The sequence below is a fragment of the Staphylococcus caledonicus genome (genome assembly GCF_016238465.1).
Taxonomy (GTDB): Bacteria; Bacillota; Bacilli; order Staphylococcales; family Staphylococcaceae; genus Staphylococcus; species Staphylococcus caledonicus.
Genome location: NZ_JABTXV010000005.1, coordinates 76,522 through 95,215, shown reverse-complemented (window position 1 = coordinate 95,215; position 18,694 = coordinate 76,522). Strand labels below are relative to the sequence as shown.

The window sequence follows — 18,694 nt, the reverse complement described above, 5'->3', positions numbered from 1 at the left end:
AAATTCCTCCTTAGTCTTGACGTAAATTCCCTAATTCGTCAGCTATTGCTGTAACTTCACTTGGTGAAAATGAATCTTTTGACATGACAAAACCATGAATTTCTTCTATATCTTGTTGATTAGAATTTTTAAATTTATCTGGGTCTAATAATCCTTGGTTTACTATATTTAATTTTTTTCTAATATCGGCAATCATTTCTTCATTACTTTGCGCCATTCTTCTCACCTCTTTAATACAACATTTTATCAGAGTATGAAAATTTAATAAACTTTTATAGAAATTAGCAAAGTTATGCCTTTCTAAATGTTTAAAATACCTATAAAATGGTTTTATATTAATAGTTTGGAGGAATACAAGATGGTAGATGTAGCATTTGTCTGTCTCGGAAATATTTGTCGTTCTCCTATGGCTGAAGCGATTATGCGTCAGCGTTTAAAAGATCGAGGAATTTCCGGTGTTACAGTTCATTCACGAGGCACTGGTCGTTGGAATCTTGGAGAACCACCTCATGAAGGGACTCAAGATATTCTTAATCGTCATAATATCTCATATGATGGTATGATTAGTGAGCTATTTGAACCAGATCATGATTTTGATTATATTATCGCAATGGATCAAAGTAATATAGACAATATCAGATCAATTAATCCTAATTTAAAAGGACAATTGTTCAAATTGCTAGAATTTAGTAACATGGAAGAGAGTGATGTGCCAGATCCATATTACACAAATAATTTCGAAGGCGTGTATGAAATGGTACAATCATCTTGTGACAATCTAATAGATTACATCGTTAAAGATGCAAATTTGAAAGAGGGGTAAGCAAAATGCAAAATAAATTAATTCCTGGTATTTTAATTGGCGCTATTGTTGGTGGCGCTGCTACATTAGCTGACAAATCAACTCGTAATTCATTAGTACAATCTGTAAAAGATATGAAAGAAGGTAATCGTTCACGTAAACCTTCTAAAGTCAGCTCTATCAAAGATGAAGTTTTATACTGGAAAGATACTATCGAAGAAATTCGTCGTAACAATCCAGAGTTAGAAAAATCAATTAAAGATGCTAAAGATACTTTTGTAAATCGCAAAAATAATCGCATCGGTAAATAATTGATTGATTTTAGAGGTTGGGACAAAGGCGTAAACCATTCGTGTCCCAACCCCTTTCTTTTAAAATAAAATAAGTTGTCGTTTTATAGAGGAGGCCATTATGTCGAATAAAAATCAATCAAGCTCGAACTATCTTAATTCTGTGAAAGAACAACAAGAAGGAGAGCAAGATAAAATTAAGGTTGATCGTACATATGTAGAACCGCAAGAATTCCAATCTAAAGAACCTAAAAAGGATGATCAGGTTTTCTTCGTGTCACGATTAAATAAACCTGCAAAATACACAAAAAAATCAAATTTTATTTCTTATTTAATTTATCGTATCGGTAAGGATGATGCTTCAGGTTTAGCAGCACAGATGACTTATCACTTCGTCTTAGCGCTATTCCCAATGTTAATCTTCTTATTAACATTATTACCATTCTTCCAAATCGATCCTCAACAGATTAAAGATTTGGTTAGTCAAAATGCACCATCTGAAACTGCAGATGTAGTATCAAGAATCTTCGAAGATATCACGAAAAACTCAAGTGGCAGTTTACTTTCTGTCGGGTTATTATTAGCAATCTGGTCTGCATCAAATGGTATGTCTGCAATTATGAATTCATTCAATGTTGCTTACGATGTAGAAGATGCGCGTAACCCTGTTGTTCTTAAAATTTTAAGTGTTGTTTTCACTATAGTTATGGGAATTGTATTAGCTTTAGCGTTAACACTACCTACATTTGGTGATTTTATTAAAGAACATCTATTTGGTCCATTAGGCTTAAGTAATGAAGTCGCATGGATATTTGATTTAGTTAGAATTGTTCTACCGTTTATTGTTATTCTTATTTTATTCCTAACTTTATATTCAGTAGCACCAAATGTTAAAACTAAATTTAAATCAGTATTTCCTGGTGCGCTATTCACATCAATTATATGGTTAGTCGGTTCATTTGCGTTTGGATGGTACTTATCTAACTTTGGTAACTATTCTAAAACATATGGTAGTTTAGCCGGTATCATCATCTTACTACTTTGGTTATATATTACTTGTTTCATCATTATTATCGGTGCAGAAATCAATGCTATTGTACATCAAAGACATGTGATTAAAGGACAAACTCCTGAAGAAGCTGCATTAGTACATGATGATAACAACCAAAACCATTACAACGAAGATACAACATATGAATATAAACGCACTCAACCTGGTAAGGATGAGGATTATAATATCGATAAGGATGACGATGATAATAACGCTGAAGAAAAAGAATCGTTAACTGATAAAATTAAAGATAAGTTTACTTCAAATAACGATAATGAAGATAATAAGAAATCATAATTCGATATGAAGAAATTGAAGTGTAGAAATCATTAAAAGTTTGGTTTTTGTGACACTCATTTATGACTTTCAATCTTCTTTCATCTAAATTCATTACAAAAATGCTCTTAAATGACATCTATGGATATCATTTAAGAGCATTTTTAATTATTAAAGGATAGTTATTGAATTAAGTTATGTTGGAATGCATAAATAACTGCTTGTGTTCTATCTTGTACTTCTAATTTACTTAATATATTACTTACGTGCGTTTTAACTGTCTTGATAGTAATATGAGACGCACTTGCGATTTCTTGGTTAGAATATCCTTTAGCAATTAATAATAAAATTTCCATCTCACGCTCAGTTAACATTTCATATAATTCAGCACGCTTTTTCATTCTATTACGCATTTTGACTAGCACTTCAGGTTCGAAGACGGATTCATTATTATAGGTTTTACGTACAGCATCGGCTATACCACTCGCACTTGTTGTTTTTAGGATATAGCTATCTACCCCTGCATCAAGGGCTCTATATACTTCTTTATCTTCAATAAAACTTGTTAACATGACTACTTTTATATGTGGTAAATCTTTTTTAATTTGCATTGTAGCCTCAACGCCATCCATATCTTCCATTAATAAATCCATTAAAATTAAATCAGGTTGTAATTCATGTGCCTTAGCTATGGCATCTTTTCCTGATTCACCTTCCCCTACGATTTCAATATCTGATTGCGTTGATAAATAACTTGAAATTCCAATTCTAACCATTTCATGGTCATCTACAAATAGTACTTTAATCGCCATACGAATCATCCTCCTTATTTAACGGCGCTTTTACTTCTATACGCGTTCCTGAATCAGGTAATGACACAATGTGGAACGTAGCCCCAATTTCTAATGCGCGTTCTCTCATATTTTTTAAACCATAGCTTTGTTCAACTTTTTCATCAACATTAAATCCTTTACCATTATCTTGAATTCTTAATAGTAAATAATCTTGTTGGTTAAATAATTCTACTGTTACCTTTGTACCATTAGAATGTCTCAATGTATTAGAGATTGCTTCTTGAGTAATTCTAAACAAGTGATCCTCAATCCCTTTAGGTACTTTAAAATCTTGAATGTCATGTATCACTTTCATAGGGACTTTTTTCTGTAAATCGATAACTAAATCTTTAATACCTTCACCAAGCGTTTTATCTTTTAGTCCTATTGGGCGTAAATGTAATAATAATGCACGCATTTCTAGTTGAGATTCTTGAACCATTTTTTCAAGCACGGGTATTTGTTGATCCAGTGGTGGCTCTAATTTAGTTTCTTTAATTGCTGATAACATCATACTTGCTGCGAAAAGTTGTTGACTTACTGAATCATGTAATTCGCGAGCTAAACGTTGACGTTCATCTTCGATAATTTTTTTAACTTTAACGTCGTTCATATTATAATTTTCATTAGTTAAATTCTGAGTCTTAATTCTTAAACGATGCAATTCCTGATTTAAAGGCACTAATGTTTGGTAAAGTTCTACTGTCTCGTTGTATAATTCAATATTTTGGTCGTTAATCCCAACAGTTTCCCCTTCGATTGCATGTTCGATTTGTGATTTAATCCAATGATTTTGTTGATTAATTTTATAAGCTAATATTGAACCCACAATAATGCATAATAAAATAATTACTAAATTTAAAAATAAGAAGACGGGTATGCCAAATATTTGCGTATAAAACATCCCTTGGAAATAGATAATGTTAACAAATACTTTATCTATAAATAAGAACGCAGTAAACATGCTATACACGAGTATAAGCATGGAACCTATAGCTCTTAAGTAGTGATTCATCGATAAATCACCTCTACATCTCCTATAAACGTTGATACGTAAATATTCACATTATAATTCTCTTCTTTAGGTTTTTCTTCAACTTGGATATGATTATTTTCTACTTTATAGGATTGACCATTGACGTAACCAGTACCATAGAACGCTGCCATGTGTAGATTAATATTATAGTTTAATGGAACGACTAGCTGTACTTTTCCTAAAATGTGTCTAACTACAATCGTATTATTCTCTTTAATATTAGCAGCTTTCGTCATATCAATGTGTACATCTCCAACCCCGTGTTGAATCTGCACATCTTCCCATTTATAGACATAAATAGGTGTACGTTGTTCTCCAAACCACTTCTGTTTTATAAATTGTGGCGAAGTCACTTCATCTTCAGAAGCAACAATTTTTAACGGTTTAAATTTGAAAATTAAATACCTAATAATCACAATCACTAAGAAAATAAACAATATAATAATCGTATACTTATTCGATAATAGGGTGAATGCAATTAGCAAAGCACCTATCCAAAACGCCAAAAGTCCTCTTACTTTATGAAAGTATAGATATCCAACATAAACTAAAATACACCCCAGCAAGAGAACGAATAAGTAGCCAATCTTCTCAAAAAAGATATAGTAAAAATTAGCAATGATCATTAATGCTGTAAAAATGATTAATAATTCTGTCGATATATATTTACGTGTCAACACGTCGCCTCCTATCTTTCTTGATTATTTAAGCTACTACACTCATCTGTTCAATGATGTCACATTGACCTAAGGTAGTAATTCTTTCTTTTGCACAACGGTGTATATCCGCTTCTATTCTTGCGCAATATGCTTCAAACATATCTAATTGATTTTTCAAATCTTCAATTTCATAATTATTAATTTCTTGAGCATGTTTAATATTATAAGTATTCGCTATATCAATATACTTATTTTCTAATGTAGCAGATAAACTGTCAATCAACTTATTCATTTGTTGTTTTTTCTTATTTAAATACACTATGTATGTTTCGATACTTTTAAGTTTATTATCTAAAAGCATTCGATACTCGTCGATATTTTGTTTAATTACTACTTTTAAAAAATGTTGTAAGTACACGTCCATATAGTTCATAAAAAACACCTCACCCTTGATTAAGCTTTATTATAGTACATCGCTTCATGAAGGAATATAGGCTTAGGAACCATATTTAACTCATACTTAAGCACTACTTAAAGATGGTGATTTTTAATGAAATCATAATGATAATGCTCATAATTATAGCGTAAGAAAGATATGACATTACTATCTTTCTCACGCTATAACAATTAGTCTATTTTAGTTGTTAACACTGGGCCGTCTTTAGTTACGATGACTGTGTGTTCAATTTGAGCTACAAAGCTTTTATCTTTAGTTTCAAATGCCCATTCATTTTTACCTTCTGTTACAAATGTAGCTTTAGAAGAAATAAATGGCTCAACTGCGATAACTACGCCCTCTTTTAAAAGTGTTTTATCTTTAGGATCATAATAATTCATTACATGATTAGGAGCTTCATGTAACGATTGACCTACACCATGTCCAGTTAAGTTATTAATCACTGTTAAATCATTTTGACGTGCTGTTGCATGCACTGCTTTACCAATATTACTTAATTTAGTGCCTGGTTTAACTTTAGCCATAGCATTCTCAAAAGCCATTGTCGCCACATCACACACTTTTTGTTTAAGTGGATTATCTGCTTCGCCCACTACAAATGAAATACCTGTGTCTGCATAGTAGCCATTTTTCAAGGCTGAAACATCAATATTTACTAAATCACCTTCGCGAATGATACGTTTACCAGGAATGCCATGCGCTACTTCTTCATTAACGCTGATACATGTTTGGCCTGGGAAATTCTCATCATGAATGGGTGCTGAAATCGCCCCATGTTCTTCGAATAACTCTTTCGCGATATTATCTAGCTCTTTCGTTGTAACTCCAGGTTTGGTAGCCTCTTGCATTGTATCTCTTACTTTTGCACAAATATAACCTATCTCTTTTAAGGCTTGTAATTCTTCTTCTGTTTTTACAATCATATTATCCCGTTCCTTTTTAATTGATATTACATCTTATTATACCAAAAATTTTTTGATATACTAAACGTGACTAATAATGAAACGTAAATAATTTTCAATTTCACACTTACTACAATGATTATTTTCGTGCAACGAGAGGATTTATGACATGGATAAATGGTATAAACGGATTATTGGCGCTAGAACGATTAAAACAGGTTTAGCTACTTTCTTAACATCTTTATTTTGCTTAATGTTAAATTTGACACCTATCTTCGCAATTCTAACCGCAATTGTCACTATTGAACCAACCGCTAAAGCATCACTAAAAAAAGGCTATCGTAGATTACCAGCTACTGTTATTGGGGCATTATTTGCAGTAGTATTCACCTTCATCTTTGGAGATCAATCACCGCTTTCATATACCTTCAGTGCGTTATTTACTATTCTAGTATGTACAAAATTAAATTTACAAGTAGGTACGACTGTTGCCGTATTAACTTCAGTAGCCATGATTCCAGGAATTCATGATGCCTATTATTTTAATTTCTTTTCTAGATTACTAACTGCACTCATCGGATTGGTAACTGCCGGCGTAGTTAATTTCCTCGTTTTACCACCGAAATATTATCATCAAATAGAAGATAATCTGACTTTATCCGAACATAAGATGTACGAATTGTTCGCTTTACGATGTAATGAATTATTATTAGGTAAATTCCATTCTGATGATAGTAATGAGTTATTAACTAAATTAACTGCCATTATCGATAAAACTGAAACCTTAACTGGTTATCAACGTGATGAATTGCGCTATCATAAAAATAAAGAAGATGAGTGGAAACGGTTAAAACATATTTCCAATAGATCATACGTAGACCGTATACTCACAACGCATTTATCCAATATTATCTATTTACCTAAGAATGTAAATCTTATCTTTACTACCGAGGAAAAAATGGCCATTATTAAAATAAGTAATAGTATCCATGATATTCCATTAAATAATTATTTTGAACGTCAAAAGAAATCCGCTTCTACACTAAAATCTTCAGTTAAATTACTTGAAGAATTTGACCAAAATCAAATAAAAAGTCACGTAATTTACGAAATACTATTAATTTATAAATTGCTTGATAATCGATTTAAAGACAAATAACAAGAGCAGGACAGAAATCTAAGATAACTCTTATGATTTCATTGTCCTGCTCATTTTTTAATTACTTATTTTTAGCTGAACGATCGATAATTACTTGTTTAGCCGCTTCTTCTTCAGTATTATCTAACTGTTTTGGCTCAAAAGGTATACCTTTACGTTCACATGCTTTTTCTAAGAGATAGTCAGTGAGTTCATGGTTTTTTGGCAAAATTGGTCCATGAAGGTAAGTACCTAATAAATTCTTGTAGTGGATGCCTTCTTGCTTGTCGTCATCATTATTGCCATAGCCTACTGTTACATGGCCGAGTGTACCGAAATTATGATGAGTACGGCCACCGTGGTTTTCGAAACCGACAATAGTACCGAACGTATCACTTTCAATTACAATATCGCCTGTTAAACGATCTGTACGTGATTCAGTATAGAAATCTAAAATACCTAAACCTTCAAGCTCAGTTCCATCAGGTGTAATATATTTTGTACCTAAGAATTGATAACCACCACAAATTGTTAAACCTGGCATCCCATCTTCAATAGCATCCTTAAGTACTGTTTTAATTTTACTTAGTTCTTTAGTGGCAATGCTTTGTTCTCTATCACTACCGCCACCAATGAAGAAAATGTCACATTTTTCGAGAGTTACACCCACAGTTTCATTGATTTCTACTACGTTTAATTTAATATTACGTTTTTTAGCTCTCTGTTTTAGGGCTATAATATTCCCAATATCACTGTATAAGTTTAATTTATCTGACATAAAATGATAAATCGTTAATTCATTCATATTAATTGCCCCCTACAAATGAACGGTTTAGTTGTTCAAGCATTGGTGATAATGAAGTGTAGTTAGGAATTGCTACAGTGAAACCACTATAGTTTATAGTTAATGCCGTCGCTTTGTAAATATCCTTTTCAAGAATAATAGGAACATCGACTTCGGCTAATTTCAAACGTAATTGCAATTCTTCGGCACGCGTACCAGTTACAATAATGGCTTCAATATCTTGGTCATTTAATTTTTCAAAATCTGCATCATAAATCCAAGACGTATCACGACCATCTGCAGCATTATCATTTAAGCTGATAACATAAACTTTTTTATCATCTAACTGCTCTCCTACCGATAAGCTTGCATTCATACCAGCCGGATTCTTAGCTAAGTTTATCATTGCTTCTTTTTGATTCATTTTAAAATATTGCATACGGCCGTTATCAGACGTATATGTTTCAAAACCTTTACGTATTGCGTCATCGTTAAGGCCTAGTTCTCTCAATACTGAATAGGCTGCTAAGGCATTATATGCATTGAAATCGCCCGCAATTTTCATATCAAATATCTCGTCATTCATATTTAATTTTAAAAATGGTGAGACATCAAATGAAGTTATTTCATACTTAGGAGTTTCACGTTTAAAACCACATGTACAATGATAATGACCAATTTGGTTATAATGTATGTAATCGTATTCTAGTAGTCTACCGCAATTTGGACAATATTTACTTTCATTCATGCTGCTCTGTTCAAATTCATGCGCATGCGCCTTCATACCATAATAAACAATAGTCTCGCTTGCTATCTTTAAACGACTTACAAAAGGATCATCCGTATTTAGAAGTAATTTAATCCCTTTATTACTAATAGATTTCGCAATATTATTTACCATAATATCAATTTCACCGAAGCGGTCCATTTGGTCTCGGAAAAAGTTAGTAAATACGAACATAGAAGGTGTTACTTCTTTAAGAACACGAGGAATAGAACCCTCATCTATTTCAATCACAGCAACTTTCGTCTGTTTCGTACTTTGCATAATAAATGCCGAAGTAATACCAGCTGCCATATTGGCGCCTTCATTATTATGAATAATATCAATATTATTTGCTTTTAAAGTATGGCCTATCAAGTTAGATGTCGTCGTTTTACCATTTGTACCACTAATAAACACAATGTCATCTACTTGAGTAGCTAATTTACGTAATATATTTTGATCCACTCTACGAGCAATTTGGCCAGGCAAGTCTGTCCCTTTTTTACCAGCTGCGATACTTGCTTTACGTGCCAACTTAGCCAAGTGGGTTGCAGTCCATTGTCTCATGTGTTTCCTCCTTGTTTAAATCACTCGAATAATTATAACATGTAACGGGTATAACAAAAAATATTCTCAATTAAAATTAACAACTTCCACTCTAGATTATAATAATTATTATTTACTAATGAGAATAGATTTGGTATAATCTTATCAAACATATAAATAATAAAATTTTAAAGAGGTGACCTTTATGTTAAGTAAAGATTTATTAGAAGCGTTAAATGATCAAATGAACCATGAGTATTTCGCAGCACATGCCTATATGGCTATGGCCGCTTATTGTGATGATACATCATACGAAGGTTTCGCAAACTTCTACATTCAACAAGCTAAAGAAGAACGTTTCCACGGTAAAAAAATCTATGATTACATCAATGATCGTGGTGAACGTGCAGAATTCAAAGCTATTCCAGCACCTAAAACAGACTTCAATTCAATTTTAGAAACATTTAAAGATGGTTTAGCACAAGAACAAGAAGTGACACGTCGTTTCTATAATTTATCTGAAATTGCTCAAAAAGATAAAGACTATGCTACAACTTCATTCTTAAATTGGTTCTTAGATGAACAAGTTGAAGAAGAGTCTACATTTGAAACACACATTGATTATTTAACTCGTATCGGTGACGATTGCAATACATTATACTTATACGAAAAAGAATTAGCTTCACGTACATTTAACGAAGAATAATTTATACTATAAGATATATTTTATGCCCGATTCGTGCTTTCTAAGCATGAATCGGGCATTTATATGTGAGAATGCAATTTACTGTTCAATGTATGAATGTTTAGCTACAATAATATAATCAAATTATAATTGAGAAAGGATTATGTATCGTGGATAACGCATTCGTAGCTTTAGATTTTGAGACTGCTAATGGTAAACGCACAAGTATTTGTTCAGTCGGCATGGTGAAAGTAGTAAACAACGAAATAGTAGAATCCTTTTATACCTTAGTGAATCCATTTGATTACTTTTCACAAACAAATATTAAAGTGCATGGTATAAGACCAGAAGATGTTCAAGAGGCTCCTGGATTTGATCATGTTTATCCTTATATGATGCAATTTATAGATCAACTTCCTGTTGTCGCCCACAATGCCGCATTTGATATGAATGTCTTACATCAAAGTTTGAAGAACTTAAATATCGAAACGCCTTCAATGATTTATTTTTGTTCTTATCAATTAGCTAAACGTACTATCAGTGCTTATCGCTATGGTTTAAAACACTTAATGAATCATTATAAACTTGATTTTCACGGACACCATGATGCTTTAAATGATGCCAAAGCATGTGCGATGATTACATTTAGATTATTAAAACACTATGATAATTTACAAAGTATGCTTCAAATTTACGGTAAAAATTTAAAAGATAAAGGTTAGAGTCATTATTGGAATGAGAGACATACCTCTTATTCACAATCAATGTCGCCTTTATCTTTAAATAAAATCATATATTGTCATATTTTGATACGTTGAACGTTCCAAATTACCAACTGTAACGCCAATTAAACGAATAGGTACATTTGGATCCTTTAGTTCATTATATAAATCATACGCTACATTATAAATATCAATATCATTTCTAACTGGATCTCTTAAACTTCGTTGCTTCGAGAATGTTTCATACTGATACGTCTTCAATTTTACCGTTACAGTACTGCCAGATTTTTGTAGTTTTGCTAACCGTTCGGCAGTTTTACCTGATAATTCCCAAATTTTTTGTAGAATCTCATCATCGTCATTAACATCCGTAGAAAACGTTCGCTCTGTCCCTACTGATTTACGAATTCTAGTAGCCTTCACTTCGCTATGGTCGATCCCTCTGGCTTTATTATATAAACCTCTGCCTCTTTTACCAAACCATCGAATTAATTCAAATTCTGTCTTTTCATGTAAATCTTTACCGGTATATATCTCATGTTCATGCATAATTTTTTTCGAAGCTTTTCCAACACCGGGGAACTCACCAATATCTAGATTCATTAATATATCATGTACATTGTTATAATCGATGACCATCATTCCATTTGGCTTGTTCATACCACTTGCCAATTTAGCTAAGTATTTATTGTATGAGACACCTGCAGATGAGGTTAAACCTGTTTTTTCGAAAATATCTCGCCGTATAAAAGAAGCAATTTTTGATGCAGACAAATCAGGTCTTACTAAATGTGTAATATCTAAATATGCTTCATCAAGCGCTAAAGGCTCTACAATTTCTGTATAACTTTTGAAAATACTCATAATTATTGAAGATGCCTCACGGTACGCATCAAAACGTGCCCTTACGTAATAACCATTTGGGCACAGCTTATGGGCTTGAGACATTGGCATAGCAGAATGTACACCATATTTACGCGCTTCATACGATGCAGTAGAAACGACACCCCTATTACTTGCTTTACCACCTACAATAACGGGTTTACCTCGTAGCTTGGGATTATCTCGCATTTCTACTTGAGCATAAAAATAATCCATATCGACGTGTATAATTCTTCTTTCTGCCATTCTCTCACCCCCTTTTCAAAAAATAATAAAATAAGCCTTAATATAATTATACTGGTCATGAAACAAAAACTCATGAAATGTGCACAATATAACATATTAAGACTCATCTTTAATTTATTCATAATAATTATGAGTTTGAAGTGGTTTATGATAGTACATGTATAACCCTTCCTCACTCGGATGTATATATTTAAACTTATTAATCAATGTGACACCGACTAAATAAACGTCAATTAAGCAATAACCAATATGTATGCTTAAAATAAAGAGAATTGAAGAATAAGAATAATAGCTAAACACTACCATCAAACTGGCAGTAATAAGTATCATGGGCGCTAGCATTATTGTACAATATTGCCATTTATTAAAGTATTTATTTGAGCTATGAACAAGTAAAATACCCTTTTGAGATTTAACGCGAGGATGCTCCCCATGCGAAAAAATATAAAACATGAGTCGATGTATTAATTCATGTAGACCTAAAGCGAGTATAAACCCTAAAACACCCTTTTGAGATTTAACGCGAGGATGCTCCCCATGCGAAAAAATATAAAACATGAGTCGATGTATTAATTCATGTAGACCTAAAGCGAGTATAAACCCTAAAACACCATACAACCCATTAGCTATAAATGTCTGTTCTCTAACTTCGGTAAACATAAATGCCCATTTATACATGATTAAAATAACAAATAAGATAACGACAAATTGAGTCGCAATAAACTTTGGTAAGTTCAATTTATTAGATAATAAATCAATCTTATGCACAATAATGACCTCCCAACTGCTTGAATTCAAACTTAGTATACATGGCTCACTTTCAGAAACAAAGACTTTCTCAATAAATTAAATACCTTGTAATCTGATCTTAATGAAAGTCACCTAATTTAAAAATATTGTTTAAAATATTACACAGCGAAAGGCCTATTTTATTGTTAGCTTAGCACGAAGATTACGAGTTGCACAAAGTACAAAGCGCCAATACTTAATACAGTCTCATGTCTTCTAAATGACGTGAATCGTGCCTACAATTAATTAATTTGAGGGGTTATCTAAACTTTCAAATAGTGCAACTGTTTCGATGTGTGTCGTTTGTGGAAACATATCGACTGGCGTGATTTCTTTCAATTGATACTTCGTAGCCAGTATTTGAGCATCTCTTTGCTGTGTTGATGGATTACAAGATATATAAACAATACGTTTAGGATTAAGCGTTAATAATGTATCTAAGAAGGTTTCATCACATCCCTTACGTGGTGGATCGACCATTACCAAATCAGGTTTTATTCCTTGTTGTTTCCATTCTATAATGACGTCTTCTGCTTTACCACAGACAAAAGTTGTATTTTCTAATTGGTTTAAAGTCGCATTTTGTTGTGCATCTTTAATCGCAGAGGGTACAACTTCTACACCATAAACATGCTTAGCTACTGGCGCCATATAAAGACCAATCGTACCAATTCCACAATAAGTATCAAGCACCGTTTCTTCACCGTCTAATTGAGCGTAATCGATTGCTTTTTTATAAAGTTTTTCAGTTTGACTTGAATTGATTTGATAAAAAGATTGGTCACTGATTTTAAATGTAGTATCACTTAATTGGTCAACAATTTTATCTTTACCATATAAAGTCACCGATTGTTGCCCCATAATGACATTCGAATGGCTATTATTAATATTTTGTTTAATACTTGAAATATTTGGAAAAGCTTTATTTAACTTTTCAACCAAAATATCAGCTTGTTTAAATTTCGAACCATTTGTCACAAAGATAACCATAATTTCATCTGTGTAATGGCCTGTACGTATAACTAAATGTCTTAGCAAGCCTTTTTTCGTTTTTTCATTATAAATACTTACTTTTAATTCATTAATCCATTGTTTAATTTGATTCATAATTTCTTGATGTTGTTCATTTTGAATTAAACAGCTATCCATATCGATAATGTCATGGCTTCTTTGACGGTAATACCCCATGATTGCAGCGTTGTCTTTATCTTTACCAATTGGAAGTTGAGACTTATTTCTATAGCGCCAAGGATCGTCCATGCCTACCGTATCGTTAATCACTGTATCGTTGAATTGAGCCTTCCTATGGAAAAGGTTCACAACTTGTTCTTTCTTCATTGCCAATTGCGCTTCGTAGGTCATATGTTGTAGTTGACAACCTCCGCATTTCCAATAATATTTACATGGTGGCTCTACGCGGTTTTCGCTTTCTTTAAGAACGTTCATTAATTTCCCAATAGCAAAGTTCTTTTTAACTTTAATAACCTTAAATTCGATATCTTCATCTATTAACGCATTGGGTACAAATATGGGATAGCGATCAAATTTAACTACTCCATGGCCTTCATGCGTTAAGTCAATCACTGTTCCCTGTTTAATATCATTTTTATTTATTACTTCCATTCTTTCACCCCACACGAAAAAGAGGTTCGAATAGTTAAATACAGACTATGATGCACGTACTATGTATTCAAACTATGTCTCAACCTCTTCATCTCGTTCTATAACTATTTAGTTTAATTTATCATTATTGTTCTTCGATTGGTGACGTCTCGGTTACATCGTCAACTTGTTGGTCCTCTGTTAAATCTTCATTATAAATATCTTTAGGCGTACACACTTCAATATGACGTTTTAAATTTAAGAAATTCGCTGGTAATTTACCGCCATACTCGCCATCTACGTTTAGTTGCATATCAGTATATGACGAAATATTAATTGATGTCGCTTTCTCATATATCACCTTAGGATGTTTAATATGTTCTCCACGGGACGCTAATGTCATAATGTGGCCTAATTCAGCTAGATTCGCTTTTTCAACGATAATTAACGTAAAATGGCCGTCGTCTAGTTTAGCGTCTGGCACTAACTTTTCAAAGCCAGCCATAGAATTTGTAAGGCCTAATAGGAATAATAATGCTTCACCTTGAAAAACGTTATTATCATATTCTATTCGCAAATCAACAGCTTTCATCTGTGGTAACATTTCAAAACCTTTAATGTAATAAGCAAAAGGACCAACTATGGATTTCAAACGACTTGGCGTTTCATATGATACTTGGGTTAGTTGACCACCTGCAGCTAAATTAATAAAATAACGATTATTCATCTTTCCAATATCAACTTTTGTTGTATGGTTATCAATGATGACATCGACTGCGCCCATAATATCATTAGGTAAGTGTAATGCACGGCCGAAATCGTTAACGGTTCCCATTGGAATGATACCTAGCTTAGGTCGATTCGGTTGTTCGGCAATACCATTTACTACCTCGTTAAGTGTACCGTCGCCACCTGCAGCTATTAAAATATCATAATTTTGTTTCAATGCACGTTCCGCTTCTAGCGTAGCATCACCTTCTCTTTCAGTGGCATACGCGCTTGTTTCGTAACCTGCTCGCTCTAATTTTATTAAAACATCTGGTAAAGTTCTCTTGAATAATTCCTTTCCAGAAGTTGGATTATAGATGATTCTTGCCCGTTTTCTCATAAATTATCCCTCAACTTTTTATACATATATTTATATTAAATGATTTGCAAGTAAGTTAAAAGTATTTCAATCAATTATCTTTACTTTACTTTTCAATTTGCAGAATTGGAATCACGAGATGCAGGATATTTGAAATAAAAAAGACTTGAAGATGAGTTCTTTATAAACCACCTTCAAGCCTATTAATTTTGGACATATGTCCTAAATATTAATAATCATACTTATCTTTTATCTAATTCTTGTTTTAATAATTGATTTACTTTTTGAGGGTTAGCTTGACCTTTTGAAGCTTTCATAATTTGACCAACTAAGAAGCCCATAGCTCTACCTTTACCATTTTTGTAATCTTCAACCGATTGTGGGTTATTGTCTAAAGCTTCGACTACAAATTTAGTTAATGTAGCTTCATCAGAAATTTGGACTAATCCTTTGTCTTCCATGATTTGCTTAGCGTCGCCACCATTTTCAGCTAATTCTGGGAAGACTTTCTTAGCGATTTTACTACTCATTGTACCGTCTTCAATAAGTTTAATCATGCCCGCTAAGTTCTCAGGTGTTAATTTAGTATCTTCTAAATCAACTTGGTTTTTATTTAAATATTCGTTAACGCCGCCCATTAACCAGTTAGATGTTAATTTAACGTCAGCGCCATGGTCGATGGCACCTTCAAAGAAATCTGACATTTCTTTTGTAAGAGTTAACACGTGTGCATCGTATTCAGGTAAACCTAATTCTTTCACATATTTAGCTTTACGTTCATCTGGTAATTCAGGAATTGTTTGACGTACGCGTTCTTTCCATTCGTCATCTACGTATAAAGGTACGATGTCTGGCTCAGGGAAGTAACGATAATCGTCTGATCCTTCTTTAACACGCATAAGAATTGTTTTGCCAGTTGATTCATCAAAACGACGAGTTTCTTGCCCAATAGTACCGCCATTTAACAATTCTTCTTCTTGGCGTTTTTCTTCATATTCTAAACCTTTTCTTACAAAGTTAAATGAGTTAAGGTTTTTCAATTCAGTTTTAGTACCGAATTCGTCTTGACCATAAGGACGTAAAGAAATATTGGCATCACAACGTAATGAACCTTCTTCCATTTTACAGTCTGATACGCCTGTATATTGAATGATTGAACGTAATTTTTCTAAATAAGCGTAAGCTTCTTTAGGTGAACGAATATCTGGTTCAGATACGATTTCGATTAAAGGTGTACCTTGACGGTTTAAGTCAACAAGTGAGTATCCGTCTTTATGAGTTGATTTACCTGCATCTTCTTCCATGTGAAGACGAGTAATACCAATACGTTTAGTTTCGCCATCTACTTCAATGTCGATATATCCATTTTCACCAATTGGTTGGTCAAATTGTGAAATTTGATATGCTTTTGGATTGTCTGGATAGAAATAGTTTTTACGGTCGAATTTAGAATGAGTTGCAATTTCCATATTTAAGGCCATTGATGCACGCATAGCCCAATCTACTGCACGTTTATTTACAACTGGTAAAACACCAGGATATGCTAAGTCAATAACATTAGTATTTGAGTTAGGTTCAGCTCCAAAGTGCGCTGGTGATGGAGAGAACATTTTTGAGTCTGTTTTTAGCTCAACATGAACTTCAAGTCCGATAACTGTTTCAAAATGCATTATTTCCACTCCTTATAAATTTTCATATACGTCGTGTAAGTTGAATTGTGTTTCATATTGGTACGCAACACGATATAACGTTTTTTCATCAAAAGGTTTACCGATAAATTGTAAGCCAATTGGTCGTCCGTTTGATTGTCCACAAGGAACAGAAATACCTGGTAAACCGGCTAAGTTAACAGGTGTAGTTAATAAATCATTAGCATACATAGTTAACGGTTCATCAATTTCTTCTCCCAAGTTGAAAGCAGTCGTTGGTGCAGTTGGACCTACAACCACGTCATAATTTTCAAAGACTTTATCGAAGTCATTTTTAATTAATGTTCTAACTTTTTGTGATTTTTTATAGTACGCATCATAGTAACCAGAACTTAACGCGAATGTACCTAAGAAGATACGACGTTTAACTTCGGCGCCGAAACCTTCAGATCTAGACATTTTATATAATTCTTCTAATGATTGCGCTTCTTTAGAATGATAGCCATAGCGAATTCCGTCGAAACGAGCTAAGTTTGCTGATGCTTCTGAAGATGCAATAACATAATATGATGGAATACCGTATTTTGTATTAGGTAATGACACTTCATCGATTTCAGCACCTAATGATTTAAGTGTTTCAATCGCTTTTTTAACTGATTCTTTGACATCTTCATTAACACCTTCGCCTAAGTATTCTTTAGGCAATGCAATTTTTAAGCCTTTAATATCTTTGCCGATTTCAGAAGTAAAGTCTACATCATCAACAGGTGCACTTGTTGAGTCATTCTTATCTATTCCTGAAATAGCTTCTAATACTAATGCGTTGTCTTTAACATTACGTGTGATTGGTCCGATTTGGTCTAATGAAGACGCAAACGCTACTAAACCAAAACGTGATACACGTCCATAAGTAGGTTTCATACCTACTACACCACAATATGCTGCTGGTTGTCTAATAGAACCACCAGTATCAGAACCTAAACTAAATGGTACTAAGCCAGCTGCCACAGCTGCTGCTGAACCACCTGATGAGCCACCTGGAACTGCAGTGTGATCAAATGGGTTAACTGTCTTTTTAAAGTAAGATGTTTCAGTTGAACCACCCATAGCAAATTCATCCATATTTAATTTACCGATTAGCACGGCGTTTTCATTATGCAATTGTTGCATAACTGTTGAATCATAGATAGGAACGAAGCCTTCTAACATTTTACTTGCACACGTTGTTTCTACATCTTTAGTAATAATGTTGTCTTTGATACCCATTGGAATACCAAACAACTTGCCTTCCATTTGGCCTTTAGCTTGGAGTTCATCTAACTCTTCAGCTTTTTTTATCGCATTTTCTTTATCTAAAGCTAAAAATGATTTTACTGTTGGATCAGTTTCTTCAATAGCGTCGTAAATATCTTTTACTACGTCAGAAGGTTTGATTTCATTGTTTTTAATCATTTTTAATAAATTTTCAACAGATTCATAGCGAATACTCATC

20 protein-coding genes are annotated in these 18,694 nt (G+C 33.1%); 6 read left to right on the top strand and 14 right to left on the bottom strand.

The window, feature by feature from the left end; all coding sequences use genetic code 11:
- Positions 1 to 10: 10 nt before the first annotated feature.
- The gene (locus tag HS848_RS11330; protein WP_107507742.1) at positions 11 to 217 is read right to left on the bottom strand and encodes a DUF1128 domain-containing protein; all 207 of its coding nucleotides are present in this window, start codon (positions 215 to 217) and stop codon (positions 11 to 13) included.
- Between the two features lie 141 nt (positions 218 to 358).
- On the opposite strand from HS848_RS11330, the gene HS848_RS11325 reads away from it, so the two are divergent.
- The 3 genes from HS848_RS11325 (at position 359) to HS848_RS11315 (ending at position 2,440) form a co-directional block, all read left to right on the top strand.
- Complete coding sequence (locus tag HS848_RS11325; protein WP_103166671.1) at positions 359 to 823, top strand: low molecular weight protein-tyrosine-phosphatase; 465 nt, start codon at positions 359 to 361, stop codon at positions 821 to 823.
- A gap of 5 nt (positions 824 to 828) precedes the next feature.
- Entirely contained in the window at positions 829 to 1,113 is a 285-nt protein-coding gene (locus tag HS848_RS11320; RefSeq protein WP_107507740.1) for a YtxH domain-containing protein, read from the top strand.
- Between the two features lie 100 nt (positions 1,114 to 1,213).
- Entirely contained in the window at positions 1,214 to 2,440 is a 1,227-nt protein-coding gene (locus HS848_RS11315; RefSeq protein ID WP_107507739.1) for a YihY/virulence factor BrkB family protein, read from the top strand.
- Positions 2,441 to 2,601: 161 nt separating this feature from the next.
- Here the strand turns inward: HS848_RS11315 and vraR are convergent, their stop codons facing one another.
- The 5 genes from vraR to map form a co-directional block, all read right to left on the bottom strand.
- The gene (gene vraR / locus HS848_RS11310; RefSeq protein WP_107507738.1) at positions 2,602 to 3,231 is read right to left on the bottom strand and encodes a response regulator transcription factor VraR; all 630 of its coding nucleotides are present in this window, start codon (positions 3,229 to 3,231) and stop codon (positions 2,602 to 2,604) included.
- Complete coding sequence (gene vraS, locus HS848_RS11305) at positions 3,221 to 4,267, bottom strand: sensor histidine kinase VraS (protein WP_198612401.1); 1,047 nt, start codon at positions 4,265 to 4,267, stop codon at positions 3,221 to 3,223. Before vraS ends, vraR begins: the two co-directional genes overlap by 11 nt.
- The gene (gene vraT / locus HS848_RS11300; RefSeq protein ID WP_198612400.1) at positions 4,264 to 4,965 is read right to left on the bottom strand and encodes a cell wall-active antibiotics response protein VraT; all 702 of its coding nucleotides are present in this window, start codon (positions 4,963 to 4,965) and stop codon (positions 4,264 to 4,266) included. Before vraT ends, vraS begins: the two co-directional genes overlap by 4 nt.
- A gap of 28 nt (positions 4,966 to 4,993) precedes the next feature.
- Positions 4,994 to 5,380 carry a hypothetical protein gene (locus HS848_RS11295; protein ID WP_107507735.1) on the bottom strand — a complete coding sequence of 129 codons (387 nt, stop codon included), beginning with the start codon at positions 5,378 to 5,380 and terminating at the stop codon, positions 4,994 to 4,996.
- Positions 5,381 to 5,574: 194 nt separating this feature from the next.
- Complete coding sequence (gene map, locus HS848_RS11290) at positions 5,575 to 6,327, bottom strand: type I methionyl aminopeptidase (protein WP_198612399.1); 753 nt, start codon at positions 6,325 to 6,327, stop codon at positions 5,575 to 5,577.
- A gap of 148 nt (positions 6,328 to 6,475) precedes the next feature.
- Here map and HS848_RS11285 point away from each other — a divergent pair, with 148 nt between their 5' ends.
- Positions 6,476 to 7,465, top strand: a complete 990-nt coding sequence (locus HS848_RS11285; protein ID WP_198612398.1) for an FUSC family protein — start codon at positions 6,476 to 6,478, stop codon at positions 7,463 to 7,465.
- Between the two features lie 61 nt (positions 7,466 to 7,526).
- Here HS848_RS11285 and gatD read toward each other — a convergent pair whose 3' ends face one another.
- Both gatD and murT read right to left on the bottom strand, forming a co-directional pair.
- On the bottom strand, positions 7,527 to 8,249 hold the full coding sequence (gene gatD / locus HS848_RS11280; protein WP_198612397.1) for a lipid II isoglutaminyl synthase subunit GatD: 723 nt from the start codon (positions 8,247 to 8,249) through the stop codon (positions 7,527 to 7,529).
- A 1-nt stretch (position 8,250) separates the two neighbouring features.
- A complete protein-coding gene (gene murT, locus HS848_RS11275; RefSeq protein ID WP_198612396.1) occupies positions 8,251 to 9,561 on the bottom strand; it encodes a lipid II isoglutaminyl synthase subunit MurT in 1,311 nt (436 codons plus the stop codon).
- A gap of 184 nt (positions 9,562 to 9,745) precedes the next feature.
- On the opposite strand from murT, the gene ftnA reads away from it, so the two are divergent.
- Both ftnA and HS848_RS11265 read left to right on the top strand, forming a co-directional pair.
- A complete protein-coding gene (ftnA, locus tag HS848_RS11270) occupies positions 9,746 to 10,246 on the top strand; it encodes an H-type ferritin FtnA (RefSeq protein ID WP_107507730.1) in 501 nt (166 codons plus the stop codon).
- Between the two features lie 146 nt (positions 10,247 to 10,392).
- Positions 10,393 to 10,947 (top strand): 3'-5' exonuclease, encoded by a 555-nt coding sequence (locus HS848_RS11265; protein WP_198612419.1) that lies wholly within the window; start codon positions 10,393 to 10,395, stop codon positions 10,945 to 10,947.
- 57 nt (positions 10,948 to 11,004) lie between these two features.
- Here the strand turns inward: HS848_RS11265 and dinB are convergent, their stop codons facing one another.
- From dinB to gatA, 6 genes are all read right to left on the bottom strand, one after another.
- Positions 11,005 to 12,075 (bottom strand): DNA polymerase IV, encoded by a 1,071-nt coding sequence (dinB, locus tag HS848_RS11260; RefSeq protein ID WP_107507728.1) that lies wholly within the window; start codon positions 12,073 to 12,075, stop codon positions 11,005 to 11,007.
- 114 nt (positions 12,076 to 12,189) lie between these two features.
- The gene (locus HS848_RS11255) at positions 12,190 to 12,843 is read right to left on the bottom strand and encodes a DUF3267 domain-containing protein (protein ID WP_332871299.1); all 654 of its coding nucleotides are present in this window, start codon (positions 12,841 to 12,843) and stop codon (positions 12,190 to 12,192) included.
- A gap of 267 nt (positions 12,844 to 13,110) precedes the next feature.
- A complete protein-coding gene (gene rlmD, locus HS848_RS11250) occupies positions 13,111 to 14,487 on the bottom strand; it encodes a 23S rRNA (uracil(1939)-C(5))-methyltransferase RlmD (RefSeq protein ID WP_198612395.1) in 1,377 nt (458 codons plus the stop codon).
- A 124-nt stretch (positions 14,488 to 14,611) separates the two neighbouring features.
- Positions 14,612 to 15,574 (bottom strand): diacylglycerol kinase, encoded by a 963-nt coding sequence (locus HS848_RS11245; protein ID WP_198612394.1) that lies wholly within the window; start codon positions 15,572 to 15,574, stop codon positions 14,612 to 14,614.
- Between the two features lie 221 nt (positions 15,575 to 15,795).
- Positions 15,796 to 17,223, bottom strand: a complete 1,428-nt coding sequence (gene gatB / locus HS848_RS11240; RefSeq protein ID WP_198612393.1) for an Asp-tRNA(Asn)/Glu-tRNA(Gln) amidotransferase subunit GatB — start codon at positions 17,221 to 17,223, stop codon at positions 15,796 to 15,798.
- Positions 17,224 to 17,235: 12 nt separating this feature from the next.
- Positions 17,236 to 18,693 (bottom strand): Asp-tRNA(Asn)/Glu-tRNA(Gln) amidotransferase subunit GatA, encoded by a 1,458-nt coding sequence (gene gatA / locus HS848_RS11235; RefSeq protein ID WP_198612392.1) that lies wholly within the window; start codon positions 18,691 to 18,693, stop codon positions 17,236 to 17,238.
- Position 18,694 lies beyond the last annotated feature (1 nt).